Source organism: Bradyrhizobium tropiciagri (assembly GCF_018130545.1).
Classification (GTDB): domain Bacteria; phylum Pseudomonadota; class Alphaproteobacteria; order Rhizobiales; family Xanthobacteraceae; genus Bradyrhizobium; species Bradyrhizobium tropiciagri_A.
Genome location: NZ_JAFCKF010000003.1, coordinates 930,045 through 946,698, shown reverse-complemented (window position 1 = coordinate 946,698; position 16,654 = coordinate 930,045). Strand labels below are relative to the sequence as shown.

The following is a 16,654-nucleotide window of genomic DNA, read 5'->3' as shown; positions in this document are numbered from 1 at the left end:
GTGAGAGCCGGAAGATAAGTCTTGGAGGAATGAATGAGAGCCATTCTAAGAGGTGTTCTGGCAGGAGCCGCGATCGCGGTAATGTTCCATTCAGCAAGCGTGGGTGCTGAAGATCCGATCAGGATCGGATTGCTGTTGTCGACAACGGGAGTAGTGGGCTTCATTGGCGACCCCGAGCAGAAAGCCGTCGAGCTCTATGTCAAGAGAGTCAACGATGAAGGCGGCGTGCTGGGACGGAAAATCGAGCTGGTCTCTTACGATGATGCGTCCGAGCCGGCGCGATCCAGCTCCTTGGCGAAGCGATTGATCGAAACCGATCATGTCGACCTCATCATCGGCGGTACGGTCACGCCGACGGCTATGGCAATGATCCCGCTGGTTGAGCGCGCTGAAGTTCCCTACATCTCGGTGGGAGGCGGTCTGCCCATCGTCGATCCAGTCAAGAAGTGGGTATTCAAAACACCGCATACCGATCGGCAAGTCGCCCAGCGAATTCTTCAGGATATGAAATCCAGAGGCTACACCAAAGTCGGCCTGCTGTCAGAGACGGCCGGCTTTGGTCAGTCGGGCCGCAAGGAAGTTATGGAGAACGCCGAGAGCTACGGCGTTACGATCATCGCCGACGAAAAGTATGGTCCGAAAGACACGGACGTCACTCCGCAGTTGGCAACTATCAAGAGCGCCAAAGGAATAGAAGCGGTTTTGATTTTCTGTGGTGCGGGAACCAGCCCGGCAATGGCGGTCAAAAACTATGCCAGACTTGATGTCAAACTGCCGCTCTACTTGCCTCACGCGGTGGTCAGCCAGGAGTTTCTCAATTTGACAGGCAGCGCCTCGGAGGGGGCTCGGATGCCAACCGCCATCTTCGTCGTGCCCGAAGGCGTGCCGGTCGAAGACCCACAAAAACGAGTGATTGATGCCTTCTATCGCGGCTACAAAGAAGCTTACAGGGAGGTCGCGTCGCCGTTTGCCGGAAACTCCTACGATGCGATCGCGATAGCTATCGACGCGCTCCGTCGGGCTGGGACCACGGATAAAGCGAAGGTGAGGCAGGCGATCGAGGAAACTCGCGGGCTTGCCGGCCTAAACGGTGTCTTCTCGATGTCGGCGACGGACCATCTCGGTCTACCTACCGAATCCTTACGCATGCACGTTGTTAAGGACGGCAAGTTCCTTCCTGTGAACTAGCGGAGGACTCAAGACCATCCGGTCGCCCCCATCGCGGGCGGGACATTTCAACCCTCGCGTTTTGTTAGGCATAGGAAGCGTTTCCGGCGGACCGGTGATCTGAAGCCGGCCGAGATTCCGAGGAGGTTATGCTGTCGCAGTTCCTTCAATTCTCGCTGGCCGGCCTCACGGTTGGCGCGACCTACGCACTTGCTGCGCTTGGCTATACGCTGGTTTACAATGCCAGTGGCATGATCAACTTCGCGCAAGGCGAGTTTATCATGCTGGGCGCGATGGTGGCTTCAGCGCTCGTCGCCGGTGGCGTTCCGCTGCTCGGGGCGATTGCCCTCGCTATCCTGTTTACCACCCTGGTTGGCGTCGCAGTGGCGAAGTTCGCGGTCGAACCCGCGCGAACCGCGTCAATGACTTCGTTGATCATCATCACTCTAGGCGCCGGGCAAGTCATTCGCGGTGCGGTTGAGATCGGGCTGGGCAAGGGAAATCATGCGCTGCCGGGGCTATCGGAAGATCGTCCGCTTGACGTTCTCGGCGCGACGCTCGCCCCCCAGGCTTTGTGGATCATGGGACTTTCGCTGGTCGTCGTGGTCGCATTGTTCTGGTATTTCAACGCGACCATGCATGGAAAGGCACTCATTGCCACTTCGCATAATCGACTTGCCGCCCAGCTCGTCGGCATCAATACGACGGGTATCCTGACGTTCTCGTTCGCGCTATCCGCAACGCTGGGCGCAATCGGCGGAGTGTTGCTCGCGCCGATCACGTTCACCAGTTACGATGCCGGCACTATGCTCGGCCTGAAGGGTTTTGTTGCCGCCGCCCTTGGCGGCCTGGGTAGTTCGGTCGGTGCCGTGGTCGGCGGAGTTGCTCTTGGAGTCATTGAAGCGATGACGGCAGCTTACGTGTCGTCAGCGTACAAGGATGCCGTCGCCTTCGTCCTAATCATCTTGCTGTTCTTCGTGGCTCCCCGCGGCTTGTTCGGTGCCAAGACATCGGAGAGGGTGTAGCAATGCGAAAGCCGGTTGTCGGTGTTGGCCTTTTGGCGGCGGGGTTGGCAATCTTTCCGCTGCTGTCGCCTAGTGCCTTTGCCTATGACCTGGCGATCCGCGTAATCATCAACGCAATCGTTGTGGTCGGACTGAATCTTCTGTTCGGCTACACCGGACAGATTAGTCTCGGTCATGCCGGCTTCATAGGTTTGGGTACGTATGCTTCGGCGGTATTAACCACACATTTCAGCTGGCCTCCGGTTGCCGCCTTACTTGCTGGCGCGGTCGGCACAGGATTTCTCGCCTTCGTAATTGCGCGCCCAATTCTGAGCCTCAGAGGTCATCACCTCGCTATGGCGACGCTCGGCATGGGCATCATTATTGCGATCGTGCTCAACAACGAGATGCAATACACCGGTGGATCGGACGGAATGCCTGTCCCGGCGTTCGGCATCGGCTCGCTGATTCTGAGTGGAGACCGCAATTGGTATGGTCTTGTCTCGCTCTTAGTGCTCATAGTGGTGTGGGGAGCAACGAATCTCGTGAATTCGCCCGCGGGACGTGCGCTACAGGCCATCCATGGTTCCGAGGTCGCCGCGCGTGTAGCCGGAATCGATGTTACTGGCGTCAAAATTAAGGTGTTTGTGCTGTCGGCGGTCGTGGCGAGCGTTATGGGTAGCGTCGAGGCGCATTACCTTGAGTTTGCTACGCCAAGCAGCGCCGGCTTCGTGCGCTCGATTATCCTGATGACGATGGTGATCGTCGGTGGAATGGCCTCAGTTGCGGGATCGCTGGTTGGCGCGGCGCTCCTGACGCTCCTACCTCAAGCACTTTCCCAGGTCGAAGGCGGCGAAACGATCGTATTCGGCTCGATCCTGATCTTGACCATGATTTTCATGCCTAGCGGTCTGATACCGACTATCCGTGATCGCCTGGTAGGTGGACGCTTATGAATGCGCTAGAAGTCATCGGCGTTTCAAAGCAGTTCGGCGGCGTTGCCGCTGTCGACGACCTGTCATTCGCGGTTAGGCGCGGATCCATCTATTCCATCATCGGCCCGAACGGAGCTGGCAAGACGACAGTAATCAATCTGCTGTCAGGCATCTACCGGCCGAGCGCTGGTAGTATCAGGATGATGGGAGAAGCGGTGTCCGGTCAGTCGACCGACAAGCTGGCTCGACTCGGTCTTAGTCGGACTTTCCAGAATCTGCAGATCTGCATGAATATGGATGCAATCTCAAACGTGATGATTGGTGGCCACGTGCGGCTAGATTCCGGCTTTCTGCCGGCGCTATTGCATTTGCCACGTATCCGCCGGCACGACGCCGAACTGCGCGAGGAGGCAAGAGCGCTGATGGCGTTCACGGGCTTGTCGCAGTATCATGCCGCGCAGGCGTCCCAGATGCCTTACGGGGCGCTAAAGCGGCTGGAAATTGCGCGCTCACTTGCGGCGAGGCCGAAGCTGCTGCTGCTCGACGAGCCGGCCGCCGGTCTCAACCATGTCGAGACAGACGAAATCCGCGCTCTGATCGAGCAGATCGCCGCAACCGGTGTGACCGTCGTGTTGGTCGAGCACGACATGAAGCTGGTGATGCAGGTTTCCACGCGGATACTGGTTTTGGACTACGGCCGCAAGCTGGCAGAAGGACGGCCGGAGGAGGTCCGTTCTGATCCACGGGTATTGACCGCCTATCTTGGAGCGGCAGCATGAACTTAGTGGATCAGCGGAATGCCTTGGCGCCTACCACGCGCGGAGTTCCTCTGCTGGAAGTCACTGGCCTGAAAGCGCGATATGGCCCGATCGAAGCGTTGCGCGATCTTGATGTCGTGGTGGCGGAGGGGCAATTGGTCGCGCTCGTTGGTGCCAACGGCGCAGGTAAGACAACGCTCTTGCGTGTGTTGTCCGGAATTCACCGCGCAGCTGCTGGAACGATCCGGTTCGATGGCGTCGACATAACCCGCTTGGCAGCGCACCGACGCGTCGCCATTGGCATTTGCCAGGCGCCTGAAGGGCGGCAAGTATTCGGCCCTATGTCGGTGGAAGACAACATACTGCTCGGGGGCTATCGTCGCAGAGACGGACAGCTCGGAGAACGTATGGAAGAAGTCTATTCGCTCTTTCCAGTACTAAAGGAGCGGCGAAAGCAGCCGGCCGGAATGCTGTCCGGCGGTCAGCAGCAGATGCTGGCGATCGCCCGTGCGTTGATGGGAGGCCCGAGGATGTTGCTGCTCGATGAGCCGTCGCTCGGTCTCGCGCCACTGCTTGCCGCTGAAATCCTGCGAGTCGTCGATCAGCTGCGTAAGCAGGGCACTACCATCGTGCTTGTCGAGCAGAACGCTCGCGCCGCTTTGGCGATAGCCGATCTTGGCTATGTCATCGAGACTGGCCGGATCGTCAAGGCGGGATCTGGACAGGAGCTATTGGAGAGCGAAGACGTCAAGCGTGCATATCTGGGAATGTGATCGGATTGCATCACTACGGAGGGATATGATGAGCGTTTCTGAATTGGGTCACAGCACGGCGCCGGATGTCTCGCGATTTCCGTTCCTTGACCCCTTGCAGCTTGGGCATCTGCGCCACATCGAGAACCTCGCTGCGCAGCCGGATGGAGAATGGTCAAAGATGGGCATTCCGGACCCGGGTCAGGAGTGGCTTGATTCCTACCGGTACCAGCTCGCTCAGATGGCTTATGCGCTTGGGCTCGCACATTATCATCGACTGCCGGCCGCTCCTGCCGTCTTTCGGGAGACGTTCGATCATTTGATACGCAAGATGCTGCGGCGCGACGTCTGGGGCTATTGGAAGGATACAAGCCAGGCGGGGCCTTACGTAAACCCAGACCTGAAAGAGCTGCGCAAGGGGTGGATTGATCCTGTCGTACGCGAGAACATCATGTATAGCGGACATCTGTCGGCTATGGTGGGCATGCATAGCATGTTGTTCGATGATGACGCCTACGATCAGCCCGGTGCATTGACCTTTGTGCACAATCCGATCTTCTGGGGCATGAAACCCGAAAAGTTCGAGTACAGCCGTAGCTCGCTCAACGAGGTGATCTACTGGCAGATGGTTGAAAACGGGTGGCTCGGGGTTGCCTGCGAGCCGAACTGCGTCTTTATCGTATGCAATCAGTTTCCGATGCTCGGCTTTCGCTTTGACGATCTGCGCAAGGGTGGCTCGGTGGCGGAGGAGGCTACTCGGAGCTACCGGTCCGCTTGGGATAAGAAAGGCATCTTCTCAAGTGAAGGATGGTTTCACGGTTGGTGGCGTGTTGAGCAGGACGATTTTGTGCCGCCGAAGAGTGTCGGCTGGACCGCTTGGGGAGGGGCGGTAATGAACACATGGAATCGCGACTTCGTACGCGGCATTTATCGCGATCAGCTGCGTGGCGTTTTGAAGTATGGCAGCGATGGCCTGATTTCACTTTACCCGAACTCCGTCGTATCTCGGGTACGTGAGGCCATGGCAAGCGGCCATCCAGTCAATGAAATCGAGGACCGTACCTATCCTTGGCCGATGCCTGACTTTGGGTACGTTGCGATGCTGTTGTCAGAGATGGGTGATGCCGATCTTCAAGGAATCTTCGACCACGCTGACCGTTTTATGTCTCCCACATGGAGTGACGGTGGTCTCTATTATCCGCGTAACGACCAGTCCTATGATGCGGACGGTAATCTTGTCCGCATGGATCGACTGACCGGAAATGCGATGTTGGCCTATGCTCGTCTCAATGTATCTGACGGATTGTGGGCGATGTACAACAAGCCTTGGACCTCCGACCACTTCGCTGATCCTGCTCTGCAGCGCATCTCAGCCGCCGTGGACGTGACGCGCGCAATCTTCGATCGTGATACTAGGCTTTTGGTGCTAACACTTCAGCCGCGTGGTGATCGGCCACCGGAGGTCAGCGTTGATATCGGGCCGGTCGAGCCGGACGCTTCATGGAGGCTGTTTCGAGATGGAGCGTTGGTGGTGACTGCCCGCCGTGGCGAGACAATCGAAAGCACCGGCGAGGTTCGTCCGGTCGCGCGCAATGGAGGCGTCGGGCTGGAGCTATGCATCGAAAAGGCGACGACCCTCGTAATGGCATTCGACGATGTCTGATTGCCGCATAGGACATTCCGCAAACGAGCCGGCCACGCAACCCGGCGGTACCTTCGAGCTGGTCGATCATCACGGCTGCAACGTTAGCGACCGCAGCTATCGTGGCCAGTTTATGCTCCTCTTCTTCGGCTTTACCCATTGCCGCGCGATCTGTCCCGCAGCGTTATCGCGTCTGTCGAGGGTGATTGACCGGCTCGGGGCGGTGGCCTCACGCTTGCGACCCCTTTATGTCACTGTTGATCCAGAGCGCGACACGCCGGAGGTAATGAAGGCGTTCATTGAGCGTAGTTATCCGCGTTTCACTGGCTTGACCGGTTCGCGCGAGAACATCGATCATGTTAAGTCTGTCTATAGGGTGTTCGCGAGGCGTGCCGCTGATCCCGACGATCCTAGGGGATATCAGATGCCACATACAGCCTTCACCTATCTAATCGGGCCGGATGGCCGCTACGTCACACATTTCACCGATGCGGCCGGAGAAGACGAGATCGTTCATCAGCTCGTGAGCTATCTCGGTTCTGGTTGTTCGAGCCCTTAGAGCGGAGTCAGCGACTGTTCCGGGACCAGGTCGAGATCAGGGCGTCAAGGACTTCTTCTGCCATCCGGATCTGGTTTGACCATTCCAAGGTATGGGTGTGCAGAGTAAAGGCGACAATTCCGTGGGTTGCCGCAATCACGGTATCGGTTGCGAGTCGCGGTGAGCATGGCGGAGAAGGATAGGTGGCGAATAAGTCGTCGACCAGCTTTCGATAGAGTTCGTACGAGCGAACGACTACGGCTGATCTGCCAAACGGCGGTCGTCCTGCCTTGATAGACTGCTCAGGGCGCATCGAGAACAATACGCGGAATTCTTCAGGATACTTCAGCCAGTGCCGCACGGCTGCGAGAAACACGGAGCGTAAACGCTGCACAGGATCTGGCGTCCGCTGTCCGATTCTTTCTAGACTGGTAACAACCCGCGACATATCTTGCTCGCGGATTGCAATGAACAGGTCATGCTGATCTCTAAAGTACTGATAGATGGTACCAGGTGAATAGCCGGATTCTGCGGCGATCCTTCGCAACGACACTCCGGAAGGATCGTCGATTGCAAACAAGTGGCGGCCAACTGCAATGAGATTTTCCCGGACGTCCTTTTTTTGCTGATCGGTCCTTGCGCGAGCGCCGGGGGCAGGCCGTTTACCGGGGATACCGTTGTCGGGTTTGGCCGGTCGACGGGATTTCATGATGTGGCTCGCTGTAGCAGGATTCGCTGAAACAGAGGGTACCTGCCACAACTACTATTGCAAATCCTACCTGCAAATGCGTGCCCCGATCCCCGTCCGGGAGGCCGGATTTGAAACCAGCGCCGGCGCGCCGTCGGCACGCCAACATCCGCGATCGATGTGATGCGTCGCAGTGCGCGCCAAAGGCCTTTCGGTGACGGCGGCATAAGCATCCGCCAGCATTGCGTCCGGGAGCCGGTCCAAGGTTTGTGCAGTCCCGGCAGGAAGACATGGATTGCCCATGTGGGAATTGCTGGATTCCTTGACCGCTAGTGCTCGTGCGTCCGGATGATGATCGATTTCCTCAGTCGTCGCCTTCGTGATTGGGTCCGCAACATCGACAACAGCCTGTTGATGTCGGCAGATGTGTGCGGAAGAGCCAAACGTTGGCCTGCATGCCGCAAGCGCTGACTTGATTGGAGCGCGTCGAGCGGTCAGGAACCGGGCTGCATAGGGCGAGCTTGGCCGGCTTACGGTGATGTGCACGTCACCGAGCCGGTCATCCTAAATGTCGCGCCGAGCACGGTCGACGTGTCGCGACTAGCACAGCCAAGTTCGCGCGGACGTTTCATATTGGTTCGGGAGTGCCCTCTGGCGGAAACGAAATCTCTCGGCGAGGAGGGGGCTCGGCTGGAATGACGTCTTGAGATTAAGCAGGTAGGGAGGATTTGCGTGTACGTTTTTATCGGATGTTGGGTCATGACAGAGAAGTGGGAAGCTCTCGATGAGCAGTCCCGTCACCTTAGATTTGAGGAAATGCGTCGGCGTGTTGAGCCCTTGCTCGCGGGCGGTAGTGTCAAGTGCTTTGGGTGGGGGCTGAACATGGAGGACATCGATCGCCCCGTCGCCGCTCAGCAGAAATTCTTCTGCATTTGGACCGCGGAGTCCAAGGACGGTGTGATGGCTTTTGCGAAAGCTGAACGGGAGATCGGCTGGTATGAGTTCGCCGCTCAAGTTAACTACATCGGCGAGCTCATGCCGTTGGACGCCATGTCCACATATTTGGAGACCCACTAAGACGAGCATCTTCGGCCGACGTTGAGGTTTGGGACGAATTTGAGGTTTATGCCGCGCAGTCGGGAAGGATCGAGAAGTCCGTGAATGGTCGAGGACCTCCAGTTCCGACGCTCTATTGTGCATTGCGGCATTGGCGATCCAGGTTCTGCGCAACCTAGCTAGATCGGCCCGGCCGTAGGACCGAATTTGCTCTGAATCCTTAGGTGGTGCATCGCAATCCCCTCCGTAGACCTGTGCCGATCCCACAGCCGGTATCAACGATTGGGTCGGAGCCGGCCAGATTCATCAAAATGTCACTCCCAGGCATGTTCGGGTGGCGAGCGTAGTCCAGCGCTGGGCGGAGGCCGGACATAGAATGATCGGACGATAGGGGAAGCGCGATATTTTCCGGGGTGGATCACTAGTGACCGATAGAAATCGACTTCTTGAGATCAAAGCCGTATCCAAGGCCTTTCCCGGCGTCAAAGCCCTGGACAATATCTCGTTCTCGGTATTTGGGGGAGAAGTCCACGGCTTGGTCGGAGAGAACGGGGCCGGGAAATCCACGCTCATGGCTATCGCTTCCGGTGCGATCGCGCCGGACGACGGGGTCGTCACGATTGATGGCGTCCTTGCGCAAGGCGATCCTCAACTTGCAAGGCGGCTTGGTCTATCAATTGTCAGGCAGGAGCCGGCCCTGATGCCTGACCTGACCGTCGCCGAAAATCTCCTTCTCGGCGTAACCCCGGATCGAGTTCGGCCCGATGTCTCTCTCTCGAGCTGGACTACGGAACTGCTGGAGTCCTGGCGGACGGATCTCAAGATTGCGCCGAACGATAGAGTAGCGGAGCTGAATTCGGAGCAGCGGTTCATCGTCGAGATTCTACGGGCGCTGGCTGCTGAGCCGAAGGTGCTCGTTCTCGACGAGCCGACTGAACACTTGGGGCCAGACGACGTTTCGAGGTTGTTTGCAAGGATACGATCGCTCACGGCGGCGGGGTGCGCTGTTATCTACATCTCGCATAGAATACACGAAGTATTGTCGATCGCGGACCGAGTCACGGTCCTCCGTGACGGTCAAAGTCAAGGGACACATGACGCCCACAAACTAACCGAACAGCAGATTGTCGAGGCAATCGTCGGCCGCGAGCTCAATCGCGAATTCCCTAGAAAAGCGAGCCATCTAGAGCACAGCGAGATCGCGCTGCAGGTCTACGGCTATCACGGCAAGGGATTTACCAATATCGGAATGGCGGTTCGTCGCGGTGAGATTGTTGGTCTTGCCGGAATAGATGGAAATGGACAACGCGAGTTCATTCGCGCCCTGGCGGGTCTTTCAAGGGCCGGGGGAAGCGTCTTCATAAACGGAAGACCGGTCGATACTGCACTGTTTGGCTGTGCCGCGAAGATTGGCATTCGATATGTGCCTGGCGATCGCCATCGAGACGGAATCTTCGGAGAATTAAGCGTTAGGGAGAACGTTTCAATCAGAAGGTTGTCCGACGTAAGCATTGGAAGGCTCTTGGTCTCGAATGGGCTTGATACCAATCTCGCGAGACGTGCCGTTGACGACTTCTCGGTCAAGACACCATCAATCGAGACCCCAATCCGGCTCTTGTCCGGCGGAAATCAGCAAAAGGTGGTCCTATCGAGCGTCCTGGGAAGTTCTCCGGCCGTTGTACTCATTGACGAACCGACCCAGGGTGTTGACGTCGGCGCGCGTATGGAAATCTACAAGACTCTCCGTGCTACGGCGGCCGATGGCATTCCAATGATCGTTGTGTCGTCCGACGCCGCTGAGATTGCCGGTCTATGCGACCGCGTACTCATCTTCTCTCGCGGTCATATCGTTCGTGAGCTGAATGGTGAAGATGTTACGGAGCACAATATCACATCATCCATGCTTACCTCGACATCGATCAGGCACCACGCCAAGGTTGGTGCGTCGGAGCTTTGGAAATGGGCGGCGGGCAATTGGGCTCCGATCGCGATTCTTTGTACCGTCATCGCCCTGCTTGGCACATATGCGGCGATCAACAATCCGTTCTACCTGTCTGAGCGCAACATGATCGGAATGTTGAGCCTCGTGGCAACGCTCTCATTCGTCGCCTTCGGTCAGCAGCTTCTCATGTTGGTCGGTGGAATTGATCTGTCGGTAGGGCCACTGATGGGACTTATGCTCGTTATCCAGTCGTTCTATTTGGTTGACGGTGCGTCGATGGAGCACCAGATTCTTGGCTGGCTCATATCCTTCGTTGTTGCGGCAGGCGTCGGACTGACCAACTGGCTGCTGGTAGTTCCGATGCGTTTGCATCCGATGGTCGCTACACTGGCAACATTTATGATACTGCAGGCTTCTGCTCTCATCCTTCGCCCCGTTGCTGGCGGCCTGATTTCGGAGGGAGTAACTGAGCTGATCATGACGACCTGGGGCGCGGTCCCGATCGGCATAGCCCTCGCGGCGGCTATGGCGGTAGGCCTCGAGATATCGCTTTTCAGGAGCAGGTGGGGCGTCTCGCTTCGAGGCTTCGGTTCGCGCCCTGAAGCTGCTCGTCTGGCTGGTGTTCAGCCAGGAAAAACACTTCTCTTCGCGTATATCGGCTGCTCGATATTTGCGGCGATTGCAGCTATCCCCATGTTGGCCCAGGTAGGCTCCGGAGATCCAACCGCGGGGGTGGGCTATACTCTTGCAAGCATAGCGGCAGTAGTCATTGGAGGCGCGAGTTTGTCGGGCGGACGCGGGTCATTCTTGGGTGCGTTACTTGGAGCGCTCCTTATCACGCAAGTTAATGTGGTCACCACATTTCTCAATCTCGATGATGCCTGGCAGTCTTACCTTCTGGGTATGATGATCCTCGCATCGGTCGCCCTCTATTCGAAGAGCCGGCAAATGGCGGTCGCCGTATGAGTAATTCCGAATCAGTCAAAGTCGCCAAGGGACAATTGCTCGATGTCGTTCGAGGTCGCCTGCGAATCGGTGAGTTTTCTTGGGTCTGGCTTGCAACCATTGGATTGTTCGCAGCTAGCGCACTCCTGGCCCCAGGATCGGTCACTATTGGCTCATTGGCCTCAATGCTGCCGTTTGCAGGAATCCTTGCGATCGTTGCAGTCGGCCAGACGCTTGTTATCCAGCAGCGTGGGTTGGATATGTCATCGGCCGGTATGGTTTCTCTTGCTGGGACAATCGCCGCGTCAGTTGGAGTGTTGACGAACTCGATCATTATCGCGGTAGTCGCAGCACTGATAGCTGCCGTTGTGCTGGGAATCGTCAATGGCATCCTCACATCCAAGATTGGGATATCTCCACTCGTTGCGACTTTGGCTACAAATGCGGTGCTGATTGGTGGTGTGCGCTCCACTACGGGAAACGCACCTATCTCGGTTCCTGAATCCTTGCAAGCAATCGCCCATGCGCGCGTTGCCGGCGTCCCGAGCAACATCTTGCTCGCGGTGATGGTGGTGGCAATTGCTTGGATTGTGATGCACAAAACCACGATTGGACGACGCTTCGTCGCAGTTGGAATCAACCCATCCGCCGCAGCGTCGGCTGGAATCTCGTTACTTACATATCAGATCGGCACCTATGTCGCTGCGGCACTGTGCTTTGCGGTCGGCGGGCTGTTGCTAGCAGGATTTATCGGGAGTGCTTCTCACACCGCAGGTAACGACTATCTGATGCCGGCCATCGCTGCTGTCGTCGTTGGCGGAACTCCGTTCACCGGCGGCCGCGGCAGCGTTATCGCCAGTGCAGTCGCTGCACTATTCATGACTCAGTTAAGTCAGTTGGTCTTGGCGCTCGGTGCCAGCTCTGCTGTGCAACTCCTGGTCCAGGCCACCGCAATTTTGATGGCGACCGCGCTCCGAAACTTGCCGGCGTTGTTGTCCAGATTGCCTGCCGTCGCAATGGTTTTCCGGGGGGCGTCGGCGGCCCCCAAATGCGTTGCCAGCAATCCGGGTTGATGACAAAGACAGTTGTCGCACTAAATTGGCCCGAGAATTGCTTGCCAATAAGGCGCTCGCCCTTGCCTCCCAAGGGCCACATGGACACAGCTAGGGTTACTAGCTGTGCCGCCTATTGAATTCCGTGTTGCCGCGGTCCTTGATAGGTGTTGGAATGCTGTTCCGCAGCGTCTTATCCGTCGGGAGAGACCCATGGTGACCGAGTTCAGTACAACCGCGGCTCCGCCCTCTGAGCGCCTTGAATACTGGCATGACGCCATTTTGGCCAGGTATTGTGCTGCTGACGTTCGTTCGGATAGCCCTCAGTCCTTCTATGGCTCGATTCGATGCCAGAACCTGGGCAAGATCGACATCAGTCGCATCGATTGCGCGCCCATTGCCTATCGTCGTGGCGTTTCGCGGGTACAATCTGCGCCCAACGACGATTTCATGTTCAGCCTGTTGCTGAGAGGGGCTGCAAGGCTCACCCAGAATGAGCGGACCGCGGTTCAGCAGCCCGGAGAGATGGTGCTGTACGACAACAGCAGCACGATGTCGTACGAGTTTCCCTCGGAGTACACGATCCTCCTCGTAACGATTCCGCGGCGCTCGCTGACGTCTAGGTTGAGTGGTGCCGAGTACATGACAGCAATCAAGCTGGACGGCAGTACTTCGATGGGGGCGCTGTTGTCCGACATGATCCAGAGGGCCGCTGTACTTAATCTGCAGAAAGAGCCGATTGTTGAATCTAGAGTTTCTGCTTCGATACTCGACGTCTTGGCTGCGGCTCTGGAACATGAAGTCGGCGGTCGCGGCGATCAAGGAGCAGATCGAAGAGCTCAGTTTCTCCGCCGAGCGAAGAGCTACATGCTCGCCAATCTTGATGATCCGGATCTGGATCTCGACCAGGTCGCGAGTGAAACCAATGTCTCTCCGCGCACTCTTTGCCGAATCTTCGCTAGCGAAGGAACAACGGTTATCAGATGGTTGTGGCAGCAGCGGCTCAAGGCCAGCCATGATGCGCTGAAGGAGGGCAGGGCCCGTCATGTCACCGACGTGGCCTTGTTGTGCGGCTTCACCGACTTTTCCCACTTTAGCCGCGCATTCAAAAAGCAGTATGGGACTGCGCCCAGCTCAATCGTACCAAACTACGCGGCAACTCGCCGTTTGCGCGACTAACAAACAGCATAGCTTTCGTCATCACAAGGTTTGATGTTCGGTCGGATCCTCCGCTGACCGAAGGGTTGGCTCGTGGACTTTCGCCGAGGCCAGGTCCAGCGCATTGGCGAACCGGAACAAGCATGTTGTCGTCCTCAGCCAAGCGCAAGGTGTTCGCTTCTCCTACGTTGCTTCGGATGACCAATCCAAGCTTCGAATTTGTCTTTATGGGGAGACGGCGATGAGGGTGCGAACGATAGGAACTGTCGCCAGTGCAGGTGTCGGGGCTGCTTTACTGACGGCCTCGGCTCTTTTGCTCGGGGGCACCATCTCAACTGCTGCCCAATCGCCGGACGTCGCCACAATGGGCAAGGGAGCCGATATTGCCCCTCTCTGCGGCACGAAGCCGATGGTTGTTGCCTTGGTCGATGGCTACGGAGGGGATACTTGGCGAAAGACTGCGTTTGCCGAGTTTCGCGATGAAGCGGCCAAGTGCAAGAATATCACAAAAGTGCTCTATGCGAATGCGAACGGCGATCGCCAGAAGGCAAACAGCGACATTAATTCCCTGGTCGCTCAAGGGGTGAACGTCATCGTAGCATTCAACGATTTTGGTGATGCGATGCTGCCCGCGTATCGCGCGGCACAGAAGGCGGGTGCGGTCGTTGTCCCGTACTTCTCTCAGCTCTCCGGGGTACCCGGCAAAGATTTCTCCGAGCAGGTTCTCATCGATGCGAAGCGCCTTTCTCATACATGGGCTGACTGGCTCGGCGCCAACGTCAAGTCAGGCAACGTCGTATTTCTTGGCGGGATCGCAGGTGCGGCGTCGTCACAACGGCTAATCGACGGCCTGAAGGAGGGCCTGCAAAAGTACCCCGACATAAAGCTCTTGGATCAAAACTTCATTGTCACGAACTGGAACCCTGCGGACGCCCAAAGGGCGGTGGCTGGCCTGATAGCGAAATATGGTCAAATCGACGCGATCGTTTCCGATTATGGTGTGACAACCAATGCGGCAATCAAGGCATACGAGCAGGCAGGATTGCCGGTGCCCGCACAGCTGACGGGCGGTAGCAACAACGAGCTGAATTGCAAGTACCTCAATGCCCGCCATGCGGGGAAGGCCTGGAAGTACCTGACTTTGGATGGCACGACGACCCTCAGTCGTTTTGCGCTTCGGCGCGGAGTGTCGAACTTCGAGGGCGTCTCCAATCCGGAGCCGCTTTCCGTCGCATCTTACGTTTATGCTGATAGCGCTAAAGCCGTAGACCCAAAGTGCGATCCCGCGTTTCCCCCCGATGCGGACCTGTCCTCGATCCTGTCGGAAGACCAGTTGAAGGGCGTCGTTCGCTAGTCGTCAGTGGCCCGACTTGAAAATCGTCGGTGGGAAGTGAATCCCTTCAAAGGAAGGCCGCGGTTGCGTGCAAGGCCACGTTCGATGCGTGCTTTCCGCTCGCCTCGCCGCCCAAGGTAACGGGAATCTCAGGAGACAATTGTGCATACAAAGGTGACCTCTGTCCCTAAGCCGGTTTCGGCTGGCGCCAGAGCATTTATGGAGAAGAAGCATCGGCTCTTTATCGCTGGCGACTGGACGTCGCCCCGACTTGGTAAGGTCCGAAAAATCTTCGATCCAGCGCGCGGTGAGGTAATCAGCGAAGTTGCTGAAGGTGAGGCGACAGATATCGATACCGCTGTCGCCGCTGCCAGGACGGCGTTCGAATCTGGCCCATGGGCCGTGATGACAGGTTCCGATCGCGGACGCATTCTTTGGAGAATCGGCGACCTCATCGACAAGCATCGTGAAGAGCTAAGCCTGCTGGATGCCCTCAATCAGGGATCCCCCTATCAAATCATCCACGACTATTATGTTGACGCCGCAGCCGAGCAATTCCGCTACTACGCGGGATGGGCGACGAAATTAAATGGCCATACCGTGCCCCTATCCGCCAATGGCGACTGGCACGCGTACACGCTGCGCCAGCCCATTGGTGTCGTCGGACAGATCATTCCGTGGAATGTTCCACTGTTGATGGCCGCATGGAAGGTTGCGCCAGCGCTTGCTGCTGGTTGCACCGTTGTGCTCAAGCCGGCGGAGCATACGCCGCTCACCGCAATAAGGCTTGCCGAACTCGCGCAAGAGGCCGGCCTTCCTCCGGGAGTGCTGAACGTCGTTACCGGTGATGGCAGCGCTGGCGAGGCGTTGGTCGATCATCCCGGCGTCGACAAAATCGCTTTCACTGGAAGTACCGCAGTCGGAAAAAGAATTGTGCAGCTTGCGGCGGGAAACCTCAAGAAGCTGAGCCTCGAGCTCGGCGGGAAATCGCCGGCAATAGTTCTTCCGGACGCCGACATCGAGCATACTGTGAATGGGCTGCTTGCTGCGACCTACTTGAACAGCGGTCAGGCGTGCACGAACCCTTCAATCATCAACATTCACTCCAGTATTTATGACGAAGTTGTTCACTCGCTCGCGAGACGGGCCGCGGACATGCGTATCGGACATGGCCTCGATCCATCGACGGACATTGGTCCGTTGATCTCAGAACGGCAGCTCAACCGCGTCATCGGATACATCGATCGAGCTGTCTCCGATGGCGGCAAGGTCCTTGTGGGTGGCAAGCGATACGGCGCGACCGGCTATTTCGTCGAGCCAACTATTCTGGAAGGCGTTCCGTCGAGTTGTCCTGCCTATCTGGAGGAGATCTTTGGTCCTGTGACGTGCGTGCAGCGATTCGACGACGCTGCGGACCTGATGGCCATATCCGCTTTGGCTAATGATGGTCCCTATGGTCTCTCCGCCAGCGTATGGACCAAAGACGTGTCCACGGCCCACAAGCTGGCCGCGAAGATCAGGGCGGGCATAGTTTGGATCAACGCGCACCACCAGGTCGATGCAGCTCTCCCATTTGGAGGCTTCAAGCAATCAGGGTGGGGGCGCGAGATGGGCTTCGAAGCGATCCAGCTATACACCGAAGTCAAGTCGGTCGCCGCGCGGCTATAAGCTCAAACGACATATA

General features: G+C 57.4%; 14 protein-coding genes. 13 read left to right on the top strand and 1 reads right to left on the bottom strand.

The window, feature by feature from the left end:
• Window positions 1-33: 33 nt before the first annotated feature.
• From JQ616_RS17220 to JQ616_RS17190, 7 genes are all read left to right on the top strand, one after another.
• A complete protein-coding gene (locus JQ616_RS17220) occupies window positions 34-1,188 on the top strand; it encodes an ABC transporter substrate-binding protein (protein ID WP_212016110.1) in 1,155 nt (384 codons plus the stop codon).
• A 131-nt stretch (window positions 1,189-1,319) separates the two neighbouring features.
• Window positions 1,320-2,192, top strand: a complete 873-nt coding sequence (locus JQ616_RS17215) for a branched-chain amino acid ABC transporter permease (RefSeq protein ID WP_212016383.1) — start codon at window positions 1,320-1,322, stop codon at window positions 2,190-2,192.
• Between the two features lie 2 nt (window positions 2,193-2,194).
• The gene (locus tag JQ616_RS17210) at window positions 2,195-3,127 is read left to right on the top strand and encodes a branched-chain amino acid ABC transporter permease (protein ID WP_212016108.1); all 933 of its coding nucleotides are present in this window, start codon (window positions 2,195-2,197) and stop codon (window positions 3,125-3,127) included.
• Window positions 3,124-3,885: an ABC transporter ATP-binding protein gene (locus JQ616_RS17205; RefSeq protein ID WP_212016106.1), complete on the top strand. Its 762-nt coding sequence runs from the start codon at window positions 3,124-3,126 to the stop codon at window positions 3,883-3,885. Before JQ616_RS17210 ends, JQ616_RS17205 begins: the two co-directional genes overlap by 4 nt.
• A gap of 50 nt (window positions 3,886-3,935) precedes the next feature.
• Window positions 3,936-4,637: an ABC transporter ATP-binding protein gene (locus JQ616_RS17200; protein WP_212016381.1), complete on the top strand. Its 702-nt coding sequence runs from the start codon at window positions 3,936-3,938 to the stop codon at window positions 4,635-4,637.
• A gap of 28 nt (window positions 4,638-4,665) precedes the next feature.
• Window positions 4,666-6,279: a hypothetical protein gene (locus JQ616_RS17195; protein WP_212016104.1), complete on the top strand. Its 1,614-nt coding sequence runs from the start codon at window positions 4,666-4,668 to the stop codon at window positions 6,277-6,279.
• A complete protein-coding gene (locus tag JQ616_RS17190) occupies window positions 6,272-6,817 on the top strand; it encodes an SCO family protein (RefSeq protein WP_212016102.1) in 546 nt (181 codons plus the stop codon). Before JQ616_RS17195 ends, JQ616_RS17190 begins: the two co-directional genes overlap by 8 nt.
• 7 nt (window positions 6,818-6,824) lie before the next feature.
• Here the strand turns inward: JQ616_RS17190 and JQ616_RS17185 are convergent, their stop codons facing one another.
• Window positions 6,825-7,505, bottom strand: coding sequence for a TetR/AcrR family transcriptional regulator (locus JQ616_RS17185; protein ID WP_212016101.1), 681 nt, complete (start codon window positions 7,503-7,505; stop codon window positions 6,825-6,827).
• A 711-nt stretch (window positions 7,506-8,216) separates the two neighbouring features.
• On the opposite strand from JQ616_RS17185, the gene JQ616_RS17180 reads away from it, so the two are divergent.
• The 6 genes from JQ616_RS17180 to JQ616_RS17155 all read left to right on the top strand — a co-directional run bounded on the left by JQ616_RS17180 (window position 8,217) and on the right by JQ616_RS17155 (window position 16,638).
• Window positions 8,217-8,561 (top strand): DUF6616 family protein, encoded by a 345-nt coding sequence (locus JQ616_RS17180; RefSeq protein WP_349630006.1) that lies wholly within the window; start codon window positions 8,217-8,219, stop codon window positions 8,559-8,561.
• A 403-nt stretch (window positions 8,562-8,964) separates the two neighbouring features.
• Window positions 8,965-11,448, top strand: a complete 2,484-nt coding sequence (locus JQ616_RS17175) for an ATP-binding cassette domain-containing protein (protein ID WP_212016099.1) — start codon at window positions 8,965-8,967, stop codon at window positions 11,446-11,448.
• On the top strand, window positions 11,445-12,500 hold the full coding sequence (locus tag JQ616_RS17170) for an ABC transporter permease (protein WP_249136835.1): 1,056 nt from the start codon (window positions 11,445-11,447) through the stop codon (window positions 12,498-12,500). The genes JQ616_RS17175 and JQ616_RS17170 overlap by 4 nt, the downstream gene beginning before the upstream one ends.
• Window positions 12,501-12,692: 192 nt before the next feature.
• Entirely contained in the window at window positions 12,693-13,658 is a 966-nt protein-coding gene (locus tag JQ616_RS17165; protein ID WP_212016098.1) for a helix-turn-helix domain-containing protein, read from the top strand.
• Between the two features lie 220 nt (window positions 13,659-13,878).
• Window positions 13,879-14,991, top strand: coding sequence for a substrate-binding domain-containing protein (locus JQ616_RS17160; protein WP_212016097.1), 1,113 nt, complete (start codon window positions 13,879-13,881; stop codon window positions 14,989-14,991).
• Between the two features lie 198 nt (window positions 14,992-15,189).
• A complete protein-coding gene (locus JQ616_RS17155) occupies window positions 15,190-16,638 on the top strand; it encodes an aldehyde dehydrogenase family protein (RefSeq protein ID WP_249136833.1) in 1,449 nt (482 codons plus the stop codon).
• The last annotated feature ends 16 nt before the right edge of the window (window positions 16,639-16,654 follow it).